The sequence below is a fragment of the Bradyrhizobium manausense genome (assembly GCF_018129685.1).
GTDB classification, from domain to species: Bacteria; Pseudomonadota; Alphaproteobacteria; order Rhizobiales; family Xanthobacteraceae; genus Bradyrhizobium; species Bradyrhizobium manausense_D.
The window spans coordinates 11,979-26,014 of record NZ_JAFCLG010000018.1 but is presented as its reverse complement, the minus strand read 5'-3'; the positions used below and the strand labels follow the sequence as shown (position 1 = coordinate 26,014).

General features: G+C 64.6%; 9 protein-coding genes. 3 read left to right on the top strand and 6 right to left on the bottom strand.

Translation table 11 applies throughout. The features are described 5' to 3' along the window. Nucleotides 1-17 precede the first annotated feature (17 nt). Nucleotides 18-1,295, top strand: a complete 1,278-nt coding sequence (locus JQ621_RS28430) for an acyl-CoA dehydrogenase family protein (protein WP_212239639.1) — start codon at nt 18-20, stop codon at nt 1,293-1,295. Between the two features lie 192 nt (nt 1,296-1,487). On the opposite strand, the gene yghU is transcribed toward JQ621_RS28430, so the two are convergent. Next, nucleotides 1,488-2,360, bottom strand: a complete 873-nt coding sequence (gene yghU / locus JQ621_RS28425) for a glutathione-dependent disulfide-bond oxidoreductase (RefSeq protein WP_212239636.1) — start codon at nt 2,358-2,360, stop codon at nt 1,488-1,490. Between the two features lie 305 nt (nt 2,361-2,665). Here yghU and JQ621_RS28420 point away from each other — a divergent pair, with 305 nt between their 5' ends. After that, a complete protein-coding gene (locus JQ621_RS28420) occupies nt 2,666-3,799 on the top strand; it encodes a nitronate monooxygenase (protein WP_212239634.1) in 1,134 nt (377 codons plus the stop codon). A gap of 194 nt (nt 3,800-3,993) precedes the next feature. Then, nucleotides 3,994-5,508 carry an acetyl-CoA acetyltransferase gene (locus JQ621_RS28415; RefSeq protein WP_212239632.1) on the top strand — a complete coding sequence of 505 codons (1,515 nt, stop codon included), beginning with the start codon at nt 3,994-3,996 and terminating at the stop codon, nt 5,506-5,508. Here the strand turns inward: JQ621_RS28415 and JQ621_RS28410 are convergent. The 5 genes from JQ621_RS28410 to otnI form a co-directional block, all read right to left on the bottom strand. Next, nucleotides 5,505-6,701: an efflux RND transporter periplasmic adaptor subunit gene (locus JQ621_RS28410; RefSeq protein ID WP_212239630.1), complete on the bottom strand. Its 1,197-nt coding sequence runs from the start codon at nt 6,699-6,701 to the stop codon at nt 5,505-5,507. The two genes, JQ621_RS28415 and JQ621_RS28410, sit on opposite strands and share 4 nt — an antisense overlap. Beyond that, nucleotides 6,688-9,867: an efflux RND transporter permease subunit gene (locus JQ621_RS28405; protein ID WP_212239628.1), complete on the bottom strand. Its 3,180-nt coding sequence runs from the start codon at nt 9,865-9,867 to the stop codon at nt 6,688-6,690. The genes JQ621_RS28410 and JQ621_RS28405 overlap by 14 nt, the downstream gene beginning before the upstream one ends. A 246-nt stretch (nt 9,868-10,113) precedes the next feature. Next, complete coding sequence (locus JQ621_RS28400; RefSeq protein WP_212239625.1) at nt 10,114-11,805, bottom strand: methyl-accepting chemotaxis protein; 1,692 nt, start codon at nt 11,803-11,805, stop codon at nt 10,114-10,116. 163 nt (nt 11,806-11,968) lie between these two features. Continuing rightward, a complete protein-coding gene (gene otnK / locus JQ621_RS28395) occupies nt 11,969-13,246 on the bottom strand; it encodes a 3-oxo-tetronate kinase (RefSeq protein WP_212239622.1) in 1,278 nt (425 codons plus the stop codon). After that, nucleotides 13,243-14,025 (bottom strand): 2-oxo-tetronate isomerase, encoded by a 783-nt coding sequence (gene otnI / locus JQ621_RS28390; protein WP_212239619.1) that lies wholly within the window; start codon nt 14,023-14,025, stop codon nt 13,243-13,245. The genes otnK and otnI overlap by 4 nt, the downstream gene beginning before the upstream one ends. Nucleotides 14,026-14,036 lie beyond the last annotated feature (11 nt).

The window sequence follows — 14,036 nt, the reverse complement described above, 5'->3', positions numbered from 1 at the left end:
CGACCTCGGGAGGAACAATGACAAAGCACGCCTACATTCCCCGCACCACCAACTACACGCTCAATCCCGGCGATGAGCTCAATGACCTGCGCATGTCGGACCAGGTCCGGCCGCTCTACGATCACGTGAAGAAGTTCATCCGAGACACCGTCGAGCCGATGTCGATCGAGTTCGCCAAGGCCGGCGAAGGCAAGCAGGATCGCTGGAGCTTTACGCCGAAGCAGCTCGAGGTACTCGAGGTCGCCAAGAACAAGGCCAAGAAGGAAGGCCTCTGGAACTTCTTCCTGCCCGACGACGAGACCGGCCAGGGCCTGAAGAATCTCGACTACGCCTATATCGCCGCCGAGCTCGGCAAGAGCCCACTGGCGTCGGAGACGATGAACTGCTCGGCGCCCGACACCGGCAACATGGAGGTGCTGGAGCGCGTCGGCACCAAGGAGCAGAAGGAAAAGTGGCTGAAGCCGCTGATGAACGGAGAGATCCGCTCGGCCTACGTCATGACCGAGCCGAACGTCGCTTCGTCCGACGCCAAGAACATCTCGACCACCGCCAAGCTCGTCGGCGACGAATGGGTCATCAACGGCGAGAAGTACTACATCTCCGGCGTCGGCGATCCCCGCTGCAAGATCCTCATCGTGATGGTGAAGACGAATCCGGACGCCGCGCCGAGCAAGCAGCAGTCGCAGATCCTGGTGCCGCGCGACACGCCCGGCGTCGAGGTGCTCGGCCCCATGTACGTGTTCGGCCAGGACCACGCGCCGCGCGGCCACATGCACATGCGCTTCAACAACGTGCGGGTGCCGAAGGAGAACATCCTGCTCGGCGAAGGCCGCGGTTTCGAAATCTCGCAACTCCGCCTTGGACCCGGTCGCATCCATCACTGCATGCGCACGATCGGCAAGGCCGAAAAGGCGCTGGACCTGATGGTGCAGCGTGGCCTCACCCGCGAAGCCTTCGGCAAGAAGATCGCCCATCTCGGCGGCAACATGCAGATCATCGCGCAGGCGCGCTGCGAGATCGAGGCGATGCGGCTGATGGTCCTGAAGGCCGCCAAGGCCATGGACGTGCTCGGCAACAAGGAGGCCCGCGTCTGGGTCTCCATGGTGAAGGCCATGGTGCCCGAGCGCGCCTGCAAGATCATCGACCAGTCGATCCAGATGCACGGCGCCACCGGCATCTCGCACTGGACCCCGCTTGCCGAGATGTACCAAGACGTGCGCCATCTGCGCTTTGCCGATGGTCCGGACGAGGTGCACTGGATGGTGGTGGGTCGGCACGAGCTGAGCATGGCGTAGTCCGCCTTCTCTTTCCCCTCTCCCCGCTTGCGGGGCCGCGACGAGCTTCGCTCGCGCTGAGAGGGTCAGGGTGAGGGGGAGTCCCCGCGAGGACGGTGACAGTTGAACTCGCGGCGACCCCCCTCACCCGAAATCCGCGCTTTCAGCGCGCATTCCGGCCTCTCCCCGCAAGCGGGGAGAGGCGAAGACCGCCTACGTCGCGGGCGCGACCTTGTCCTGCGTCTTGGTCTCGAAATCTGATGCGTCGTGGCGCTCGTGGAGCTGGCTGGCGGGATCGCCCGAGACACGGTTGACCATGCGGCCGCGCTTTACCGCCGGGCGCCTGGCGATCTCATCGGTCCAGCGCTGCACGTTCTTGTAGTCCTGCACCGACAGGAATTCGCCGGCGCCATAGACCAGCCCCTTGGCGAGCGCGCCGTACCAAGGCCACACGGCCATGTCGGCGATCGTGTACTCCTTGCCCGCGAGATATTCGTTGTCGGCAAGGCGCCGGTCGAGCACGTCGAGCTGACGCTTGACCTCCATGGCAAAGCGATCGATGGCGTATTCGATCTTGAACGGCGCGTAGGCGTAGAAATGACCGAAGCCACCGCCGAGATAGGGCGCGCTGCCCATCTGCCAGAACAGCCAGGACATCGCCTCGGTGCGGGCCTTGATCTCCTTCGGCAGGAAGGCGCCGAACTTTTCCGCGAGATAGAACAGGATCGAGCCCGATTCAAAGATCCGGATTGGCTCCGGACCGGAACGGTCCATCAGGGCCGGGATTTTCGAGTTCGGGTTGATGTCGACAAAGCCGCTGCCGAACTGGTCGCCATTGCCGATCTTGATGAGCCAGGCATCGTATTCGGCGCCCTTGTGGCCGAGGGCCAGAAGCTCCTCCAGCATGACCGTGACCTTGACGCCATTCGGCGTCGCCAGCGAGTAGAGCTGGAATGGATGCTTGCCGACCGGCAGCTCCTTGTCGTGCGTCGCACCTGCGATCGGCCGGTTGATGCTGGCGAACTGCCCGCCATTCTCCTTGTTCCAGGTCCAGACTTTGGGCGGCACGTAGGGGGCGTCGGTCATGCGAAGGCTCCGGCGGAAAGATGCGCCTGCATTAATTAGCCCGTGGACGGCCAATGACAAGCCCTGACGGCTCTGCGTCCGGCGCGGGCCTCGGGCGAACGTCATGCAGGCTGGTCAGTCGCCAGCCTGCTCCTGATGATGATTTGGCCCGACCTGGCGACATCCGTAGGCGCTCTCAGTTTTGTTTCTGCGGCGGAATGGTTCGTCCACGCCGCAACGCCTGCGCACAAGATGCTCGCGCGAATCCGGCGTGGCATCCCCGGCAACGAAGGGCTAGCGTCGCCAGAGGCCGCCGGGAGAAGACCATGAAATCGCCGATCTGCGACATGCTGGGCATCGAATTCCCGCTGCTCGCCTTCAGCCATTGCCGCGATGTCGTCGCCGCCGTCAGCCGTGCCGGCGGTTTTGGCGTGCTCGGCGCCACCGTGCACACGCCCGCCACGCTCGAACGCGAGCTGAAATGGATCGACGATCACGTCGACGGCAAGCCCTATGGCATCGACGTCCTGATCCCCGAAAACATCTCCACATCAGGCGAGAAGGACGTGACCTGGAAGAGCCTGGAGGCGCGTGTGCCGCAGGAGCACCGCAAATACACGCGTGAACTCCTGAAGAAATACGATATCGAGCTGACCACCACCGAGGTGGCCGACGACCAGCCGCAGCCATTCGATGCCGAGACCGCGCTGGAGCTGCTCAGAGTCTCCTTCAATCATCCTATCCGGCTGATCGCGAATGCGCTCGGCGTTCCGCCGAAGGCAATGATCGACATGGGCAAGACGCACAACGTGCCGGTCGCAGCCCTCGTCGGCGCCAAGGAGCACGCGCTGCGCCAGGTCGCAGCGGGTGTCGATATCCTGGTCGTGCAGGGCACCGAAGCCGGCGGCCATTGCGGCGAGGTCTCGACCATGGTGCTGGTGCCTGAAGTGATCAAGGCGATCAAAACGGTCCGCGACGTGCCGGTGCTCGCAGCCGGCGGCATCATGACGGGGCGGCAGATGGCGGCCTGCATGGCGATGGGCGCAGCCGGCGTCTGGACCGGCTCGGTGTGGCTTGCCACCGTCGAGTCCGAAACCAGCGAGATCTTCCGGGAGAAGATGATCGCCGCATCCTCGCGCGACGCAATCCGCTCCAGGGGCCGGACCGGAAAACCGGCGCGCCAGCTCCGTTCGGTCTGGACCGATGCGTGGGACCGCGCGCCGGAGAGCCCGGGCGCACTGCCGATGCCGCTGCAGAGCATCGTCAGCCGCGACGCCTTCAACTCGATCGACCGTGCCGCGGCCGCCGGCAACGCCAGGGCACGCGATCTCGTCAGCTACTTCGTCGGCCAGGGCGTCGGCTTGATCGACAGTGTGAAGTCCGCTGGCGCCGTGGTGCAGGAGTTCAAGGAAGAGTTCGCCGAAGCCGTCGAGCACATGAATGCGCTGGTGGCGGAGTGATGTGTTTGTGGCCCATCCTTCGAGGCTCGCCCGACGGCGCGTTGCGCCGCCGACCTCGCACCTCCTGCGACGATGACTTTGCCATCGCGCGGGGATGACGCTGTACCCGTAGCCGTCATCCTGAGGTGGCCGCTTCTTCAGCGGCCCTCGAAGGACGACGGCGTGCCCAAGATCTAACACTGAAGCAAGAAAAGATGACCAACTCCCCTATCCCCGAAGACCGCATCCCCGTCATCGTCGGCATCGGCGAGATCGTCGATCGCCCCAAAGAGATCACCGCGGGCCTCGAGCCGCTCGATCTGCTCGAACAGGCGTTGCAGCGCGCCGAGGCCGACGCCGGTGCAAGGCTGCTTGGCGAGGTGCAATCGCTCGACGTCGTCAACTTCCTGAGCTGGCGCTATCGCGATCCCGAGAAGCTGCTGGCACAGCGGCTCGGCATCACGCCGGCGCATTGCTACTACGGCCCGGTCGGCGGCGAGAGCCCGATCCGTTACATCCACGAGGCCGCCAAGCGTATCGCGCGCGGCGAATGCTCCGTGGCCGCGGTCTGCGGCGCGGAGGCGCAGTCGACTGCGACCAAGGCCGAGCGCGCGGGCGCAAAGCTGCCATGGACGCCGTTCGCCCATGATGTCGAGGAGCCGAAACGGGGCGCTGCATTCCAGAAGCCGCTCGCCGTCAAACTCGGGGTGTTCCGACCCGTTACGGTCTATCCGTTCTATGAGGCCGCATCCTCCGCGCATTGGGGCCAGACGCCGCGCGAAGCGATGGCTGAATCAGGAACGCTGTGGTCTCGTTACTCCGAGGTCGCCGCGCAAAATCCAAACGCCTGGCTGAAGCGGCGCTATGCGCCGGAGGAAATCACGACGCCGACCGCGGACAACCGGCTCATCGCCTGGCCCTACAACAAGCTGATGGTTGCCAACCCCAGCGTCAACATGGGCGGCGCACTGCTGCTCACCAGCCTCGCCAAGGCACGCGCGGCTGGAATCGCGGAGGACAAGCTGGTCTACCCGCTCGGCGGCGCCTCAGCCGAGGAGCCGCGCGACTATCTCTTGCGCGACCAGTTCTACGAGAGCCATCCGCAGAATGCCGTGCTGAAAGCGGTGATGGATCTCGCCGGCGGGGACGGCAAGACATTCGACGCAATCGAACTCTACAGCTGCTTTCCCTGCGTGCCCAAGATGGCGCGGCGAACGCTGGGCCTCGGCGCCGACGTGCAGCCCACCGTGAACGGCGGCCTCACCTTCTTTGGCGCACCGCTCAACACTTACATGACGCACGCCGCCTGCGCGATGGTGCGGCGTTTGCGCGGTGGCGACAAACTCGGCCTGCTCTACGGCCAGGGCGGCTTCGTCACCAAGCATCACGCCCTGGTCGTGTCGAAGACAGCGCCGCGAGAGGCGCTGGCGCAGGAGACGAGCGTGCAGAGCGAGGCGAACCGCAACAAGCGCGCAGTGCCTGACTTCGTCGATCAGGCCAATGGCAAGGGCAAGGTGGAGAGCTTTACGGTGCTATATGGCCGCGGCGGCGATATCGAGCACGGCGTGGTGATGCTGCGCACGGAGGATGACCGTCGCACGTTGGGGCGGATTCCGGCCGGGGATACCGCAACGCTGGCGCACTTGTTGAACATGGATAAGACGCCAGTCGGTTCGAATGGCGAGATCGCGATGGCTGCGGATGGCGTGCCGGAGTGGCGAGTGGCTTAGCTTTTCGGCGCCTGCTTTTCCGACGCCGTCGCCGGCTTGCCGCCGGCACCGACCACGCGCACCTGATCGCCGTCGGACAGGCCGTCCGGCGGCGCGGTGATGACGCGATCGTCGGGCGCGAGGCCCGAAGCGAGCTCGATCTCGCGGCCGAGGTCACGGGCGATGGTCACCGTCTTGAACTGCACCTTGTCGTCCGCACCGACGGTTGCGACACGCAGGCCGCTGCCATTGAAGATCAGGGCGCTGGCGGGAATGCTGAGCGGCGCGGAATCGCGCTGCAGGCTCAGCTTCACGCTGGCATAGCCGCCGGGCATCAGCTCGCCTGAGGAATTGTCGAGCCCGAGTTGCATGCGCGTGGTGCCGGAGGCGACGTCGACGGCCTGCGAGGAGGCCTCCACCGTCGCGGTGAAAGTCCGGTTCGGATACTCCGGCATCACCATGGTCGCCTTGGCGCCGATCTTGATCGCCGGCACGTAGTTCTGGGGGACGTTGACGTAGACGCGCAGCTTGGTGATGTCGGAGACGACGAACATCGCCGGGCCCGAGCCACCGCCGGCATTGATCAGCGCGCCGACATCGGTATCGCGCGCCGTGACCACGCCGTCGAACGGCACGGTGATCTTCTTGTAGCCGGCCAGCGCCTCGAGGCGCTCGACATTGGCTTGGCCTGAATGAACCGCAGCGTTCTTGTTGGAGAGATCGGCGGTGCGCTCGTCGATCTCCTGCGCCGAGACGAAATTGGAGGCGACCAGCGTCTTGCGCCGGTTGAGGGTCGCTTCCGATAGCCTGGCGCTGGCCTGCTGGCTGGCGAGGTCGGCGCGGGCCTGCAGAAGCTGCTGGTCGAGATCAGGCGCCTCGATCTCGGCGATCACCTGCCCGGCCTTGACGCGCGCACCGATATCGGCGCTCCAGCTTTTGAGATAGCCGGAGACCCGCGCGAAGATCGGGGCGCGATAATAGGCCTCGAGCCGGCCCGGCAGGTCGATGGTGGAATTGAGCGCCTTGGCGTTGGGCAACGTCACCGCAACGCTCGGAATGGCCTGGTCGTCGGTCCATTCCTTCAGCCTGGAGCTCTGGTCTTCGCGGGCCCGGATGCCAGTACCGACCACGAGGCCAGCCGCAATCAGCGCCACCACGCCGAAAATGCCCAGTTTCCGGCGCGACACCGGGGAGCGGGGTTCAGTGGGCGACATGCGGAGCCTCCAATGGGGCGGCGACTTTGGCGCCTTGCTTCTTGTGTACCATACTGAACACCACGGGAACAAACATCAGCGTGGCAAACGTCGCGAAAATCAGCCCGCCGATCACGGCGCGGCCAAGGGGCGCATTCTGCTCGCCACCCTCGCCGAGCCCGAGCGCCATCGGCGCCATGCCGATGATCATGGCGAGCGCAGTCATCAGCACCGGGCGGAACCGGACGAAACCGGCTTCGAGCGCCGCCGCGATGGGGTCACCGAGTTCCTCATAGCGCTCGCGCGCAAACGAGATCACCAGCACGCTGTTTGCGGTAGCAACGCCCATGCACATGATGGCGCCTGTCAGTGCCGGTACCGACAGCGTCGTCTGCGTCGTGAACAGCATCCAGACGATACCGGCGAGCGCGGCCGGCAGCGCGGTGATGATCACGAATGGATCCGACCAGGACTGGAAGTTCACGACGATGAGGAAGTAGATCAGCACGACGGCGCCCAACAGGCCGAACAAGAGGCCCGTGAAGGCGCTGTTCATGGTCTGCACCTGGCCGAGCAGCACGACGGACGAGCCCTTTGGCACCTGCTTGGCCGTGTCGGCGATGATCTGACGGATGTCATTGGACACCGCGCCGAGATCGCGGCCCGAGGTCGTCGCGAAGATCTGCACCATCGACTGGATGTCGTATTGCGACACCACCGCGCTCGATACCGAACGCTTGATGTCGGCGATACCGCCGAGGATCGGGGACTGCGAATTGCCGGCCGCCGTGATCGGCAGCGTCTGCAGTGCGCTGAGCGAGTCGATCTGGTATTGCGGCGTCTGCATCACGATCGAATAGGACACGCCGTTGTCGGGGTTGAGATAGTAAGTCGGCGCGACCTGCGAGGAGCCGGCAAGATTGACCACGAGGCTGTTGGTGACGTCGCGCTCGGTCAGACCGACATATTGCGCACGCGTCCGGTCGACATCGATGTTGAAGGTCGGGTTGCTCGGCGATTGCTGGATGCGCGCATCGGCAACGCCGGGAATTCGCCGGACCTTGGCCAGCAGGCTGTTGGCGTAGGCGAAGTTGGCGGCGAGATTGGCGCCGCGGATCTGCAGATCGATCGGCGCCGGCGCGCCGAAATTCAGGATCTGGCTGACGATGTCTGCGGGCAGGAAGGCGAAGCTGACGCCGGGGAACAGCCGCGGCAATTGCTCACGCAGCACACGCACATGTTCCTCGGTCGGCTTGTGGCCTTCCCTCAGCTTGATCTGGATGTCGCCATCCTGCGGACCGATCACGCCGGTGTTGTTGTAGGTCATGTTGATGCCGGAGATCGGCATGCCGATGTTGTCGGTCATGGTCTCGATCTCACCCGGAATCAGCTTGCGGACGGCCTTCTGCACGTCGGCGAGCTGGTTGGCGGTCTCCTCGACGCGCGTGCCGACCTGGGTGCGGACATGCATCAGGATGTTGCCAGCGTCGACCGCGGGGAAGAAATTGCGACCCAGGAAAGGCACCAGCGCGAAGGACGCGCCGACCACGCAGAGGAATACGGCGACAAACACTATGCGGTGCGCCAGCGCGAGCTCCAGGAGATTGTGATAGCCGCCGCGAATGCGCTCGAATCGCTGCTCGAAACCGCGCTGGAACCAGACCAGCGGATTGCGCGATTTCGGCGGTCCGCCCTCATGATGCTGATGCGCCTGCAGCAGGTAATTCGCCATGGTCGGCACCAGCGTGCGCGACAGGATGAACGACCACATCATCGCGAACATCACCGCTTCCGCCATCGGCACGAACAGGAAGCGCGCGACGCCGGTGAGAAAGAACATCGGCACGAACACGATGCAGATACAGAGCAGCGAAACGAAGGCCGGTGTCACGATCTGGTTGGCGCCGTCGAGGATCGACTGCTCGACCGGCTTGCCCTGTTCGAGGTGGTAGTTGATGTTCTCGATGGTCACCGTGGCGTCGTCGACGAGGATGCCGACCGCCAGCGCAAGGCCGCCGAGCGTCATGATGTTGAGAGTCTCGCCGATCGCCGACAGCATGACGATGGCGCCGAGCACGGACAGCGGGATCGAGACCGCGATGATGACGGTCGAGCGCCAGCTGCCGAGGAACAAGAGGATCATCACGCTGGTGAGCAGCGCCGCGATCACGCCTTCGAAGGCGACGCCCTGGATCGCGCCGCGAACGAACACCGACTGGTCGCCGATGAAGCCGATCTTCAGCGCGTCCGGCAGCTGATCCTTGACGTCGATCACCTTCTGCTTGATGCCGGAGATGATGTCGAGGGTCGAGGTCGCGCCGGCCTTCAGCACCATCATCAGCACCGAGCGGTTGCCGTCGACATGGACGATGTTGGTCTGCGGCGGATTCCCGTCGCGCACCGTGGCGACGTCGCGGACATAGACCATCGCACCGTTGACGGTCCTGATCGGCAGATTGCCGAGCTCGTCGATCTTGAGCGGCGAGTTGTTGAGCTGGATGTTGTATTCGAACTGGCCGATCTTCTGGGTACCGACCGGCGTGATCAGGTTTTGCGCGGCGAGCGCATTGGCGACGTCCTGGCCGGACAGGCCGCGGGCCTGGAGCGCGGTCGGGTCGAGGTCGATCTGGACCTGGCGCTGCTTGCCGCCGAACGGATACGGGATCGCCGCGCCTGGCACGGTGACCAGCGGCGTGCGCAACTGGTTGATGCCGATGTCGGCAAGGTTCTGCTCGGTCAGGCCATCGCCCGACAGCGCTACCTGGATGATCGGCACGGTCGAGGCGGAGTAGTTCAGGATCAACGGCGGTGTCGCGCCCGGCGGCATCTGCTTGATCAGCGTCTGTGAGATCGCCGTCACCTGCGCATTGGCGGTGCGGATGTCGACACTGGGCTGGAAGAAGATCTTGATGATGCCAAAGCCGTTATAGGAATTGGCGGTGATGTGCTCGATGTCGTTGACGGTCGTCGTCAGCGCGCGCTGGAACGGCGTGGTGATGCGGCCGGACATCTGGTCGGGCGGAAGGCCCGTGTACTGCCAGACCACGCCGATCACGGGAATCCGGATATCCGGAAAGATGTCGGTCGGCGTCCGCAGCGCCGCGAGCGGCCCGATGATCAGCAGCAGGAGCGCGAGCACGACAAACGTGTAGGGCCGGCTCAGGGCAATACGGACCAGAGCAATCATTCGTCAGGTGATTCCAAATAGGGGGACAGGGAACACGCCCCCACGGTTTCCCGGCGTCGATTTACCCGAACAGCACTGAAATGGCCAACCCCAGCGGCTCACGCGCGGTCACTTCCCTGCTATCGCACTGCGAAATCGCATTCCAGATATGCAGTCTCAGCCTCGAATATGGCCGGGGCAGCTTTCAGCCACGTCAAAAAGCGGCGCCGGACGGCGCCGCTTTCAGAACTCACATCGACTTGAGTCTTAAGCCGCGCGGACGTTGGTCAGGAACCTGCCGACCTCGGTCTTCAGCCGGCTCGAGTCGTTGGACAACATCTGCGCGGCCGACAGCACCTGCGAGGAGGCGGTGCCGGTCTCGGTCGCGCCGCGCTGCACGTCGGTGATGTTGGAGGAGACCTGCTGGGTGCCCTGGGCCGCCTGTTGCACGTTGCGGGCGATTTCCTGGGTCGCGGCGCCCTGCTCTTCCACCGCGGCTGCGATCGCCGAGGAGATTTCCGAGAGCCGCTCGATGGTCGAGGAGATTTCCTTGATCGCGCCGACCGAGTCGTTGGTCGCCGCCTGGATGCCGGAGATCTGCTGACCGATCTCGCCGGTCGCCTTGGCAGTCTGCTCGGCCAGCGCCTTCACCTCGGAGGCGACAACCGCGAAGCCGCGGCCGGCTTCACCGGCGCGCGCCGCCTCGATGGTCGCGTTCAGCGCCAGCAGGTTGGTCTGGCCGGCGATGGTGTTGATCAGCTCGACGACATCGCCGATACGGGAGGCGGCCTTCGAGAGCTCGCTGACGCGCTCGGTGGTGGCACGGGCCTGGCCGACGGCGTCGCCCGCCATCCGCGCCGATTCCTGCACCTGTCGGCTGATCTCGCCGACCGAGGAGGCCATCTCTTCGGTCGCCGAAGCCACCGACTGGACGTTGGTGGAGGCTTCTTCCGAAGCCGCAGCAACCGTGGTCGCCAGCCGCTGCGAGCGGTCGGCGGTCGAGGTCAGCGTCGAGGCGGAGGCCTCCAACTGGGTCGAGGCCGACGACACGGTCTGGACGATCTCGCCGATCATGGTCTCGAATTCGCGGGTGATGCCGTCGACGCGGCGGCCGCGCTCGATCTTGGCTTCGGCGTCGGCCGCAGCGGCCTCGTCGGCCGCCTTCTTGGCGATCAGCGCTTCCTTGAAGACCTGGAGCACATCGGCCATGGAGCCGATCTCGGTCTTCTCGCCGCGGTGCGGGACTTCGGCGTAGAGATCGCCACGGCCCAGCGCCTGCATCGGCTGAATGATCGAATTGATGCCGCTGGAGACATCGTGGACCAGATAGAAGCTGACGCCGATGCCGGCGATGACGGCGGCACCGAGGATGATCGCGACCAGCATGAAAGCGTAGTAGAAGGTGTCACCGGCATCCACGGCAGCCTGATTGCCGCCATTGGTGTTGAGCTCGATGTCCTTGGCCAGGATGGCGTCGGCTTCGAGCCCGATTTTGTTGACGGTCTTGGTGTTGAGCTCGTGCGCCTCATGCGGAGTCTTGCCGGCTTCCTGACGCGACAGCGCCATGACCTGCTGTGTGCCCTTCTTGTAGTTATCCCAGGTCTGGGACCACTGGCTGTAGAGAGCGCGCTCCTCGGGCGAGGTGATCATTCCCTCATAGGACTTGCGAAACTTGGTGTTGGCCTCGACGACGGTCGCCAGCGTCTTTTCGGCCGCGAGCTTCTCTTCCAGCGTTTCGGCCAGCATGTGCTCTCGGATGACGTTGCGATAGGTAATGACGCCGGCGCGTAGATCGCCGAGCACGCGCACGCTCGGCATCCAGTTCGTGCTGATGTCGGTCGTGTTGGCATTGATCGCCCGCATTTTCATGACGGCGAGCAGCCCCATGCCGGTCATCGCAATCAGCAGAAACGCCACGACACTGATGATCTTGGCACGAATGGAGATGGTAGCGAGCATAATGGGTCTCTTTGCGTTGACGCAGTGGCGCGTCCAAAAATCGATCAACCGAAGGCGTCGGCGCCGATATCCAACAACAAAGCGACTGAGCAGTTGTTAACTACGACTCCGTACGAGTACGGAACCTTAAAGAAGTGAATGAGGAACTAAAAATGCTCTGCGCTCAGCGCATGAGCCTCATCGCGTCCGCGAAAAACTCCGGTCCGCCGAAATTGCCTGACTTCAAGGCGAGCAGCATGTCGCCCGCGGCCGCGCCGACGGCACGAAGCACCGGCACTCCCGCGGCGATCTCCGTGCCGACCAGGAAACCGGGGATCCCGAGGCGGTCGACGACGGCGCCGGAGGTCTCGCCACCGGCCACGATCAAGCGCCGCACGCCTGATTTTACGAGGCTTTCGGCGATGTCGGCCATCGTCTGCTCAATGGCGTGCCCTGCGGCGTCGCGGCCGTGACGCGCCTGAAGCGCTGCGACGTCCGCAGGCGTCGCGCTCGATGCAATCAGCACCGGACCTTGGGCCATCAGCTCCTTCGCCCAATCGAACGCACGCTGCGCTTCGTTCGCGCCCGTAAGAATACGGTCGGTATCGAGATGTAACACCGGCATGACGCGTTCGGCGTTGGCGATCTGCTGCAGGGTGGCCTGCGAGCAGCTGCCGGCAAGGCATGCCACCTGTCCGCCGACGGCAGCGCCCTGCTCGCTGCCGGCTGCCGCCGACTTGACCCTGCCGGTCGAGACCAGCGCTCGCGCCAGCCCGAGGCCGATGCCTGAGGCGCCGACCGACAGCCGATGATCGGCGGCAACAAGGCCGATGGTCTCGAGGTCGCGGTCGAATACGGCGTCGACAACCGCAGCTCCAATGCCTTTGCCGGAGAGCTCGGCAAGCCGGGCCCGGACGGCGTCCACCCCGCGCGCGAGCGTCGCGAGATCGACAAGACCGACCTGCGTCTTGCTCTGGCGCGCCAGCACACGCACCAGATTGGAATCGTGCATCGGGTTGAGCGGGTGATCTTTCAGCGGACTCTCGTTCAGCGGCACGGCCCCGACGAACAGATTGCCCTGATAGACGGTGCGGCCGGTCTCCGGGAAAGCCGGCGTCACCAGCACGATAGCCTCGCCGCAATCGGCGCGGAGCGCATCCATCACCGGGCCGATGTTGCCGGCATCGGTGGAATCGAAGGTCGAGCAGATCTTGAACAGCACATGGCTCGCGCCGCGGCTGCGCAGCCATGTCTCCGCGGCGCGCGAGCGCGACACCGCGAGCCCCGGCTCGATCGACCGGCTCTTGAGCGACACCACGACGGCGTCGACCTCGGGCAGTTTCAGATCATCGGCGGGCACGCCGATGGTCTGCACCGTGCGCAGGCCGGCGCGCGTCAGCGTGTTGGCGAGGTCGGAGGCGCCGGTGTAGTCGTCGGCGATGCAGCCCAATGCAAGTGTCACGGCTTCACTCCGGCGTAGGGCTTGAACCAGGCGAGGCCGTCGGTGGTCTTGCCGCGCGGATTGTATTCGCAACCGACGAAGCCGGCATAGCCGAGACGATCGAGCTCGTCGAACAGGAACGGATAGTTCAGCTCCTCGCCATCGGGCTCGTTGCGCGAGGGGATGCTGGCGATCTGGACATGGCCGATGATCGGCATCATCTCGCGCAGCCGCATGGCGACGTCGCCGTGGATGATCCCGCAGTGGTAGATGTCGAACTGGAGTTTCAGATTGGGCAGCCTCAACTCCTGGATCAGATCGCGTGCGAAGCCGAAATCGTTGAGGAAGTAGCCGGGCACGTTGCGCGCATTGATCGGCTCGATCACGATGTCGATGCCATGCGGCGCGAAGAATTCGGCCGCCCAGGCCACCGATTTGTAGAAGGCCTCGATCGCGATGCGCTCGCCGCGGTTGGCGATGCCCGCCATCAAATGCAGGCGCTTGACGCCGGTCGCCTGTGCATAAGGCAGCGCTGTCTCAAGGCTCGCCTTGAGATCATTGAAGCGTGCAGGCAGCGCTGCAAATCCTTTCTCGCCGGCATTCCAGTCGCCTGGTGGCAGGTTGAACAGCGCCTGGGTGAGGCCGTTGCGCTTGAGCCGTTCGCCAACCGCTTCGACCGGATGCTCGTAGGGAAAGAGAAATTCGACGGCGGTGAAGCCGGCTGAAGCGGCAGCGTCGAAACGATCGAGGAACGGCACCTCGGTGAACATCATCGAGAGGTTGGCGGCAAAACGGGGCATTGGAATCCTCT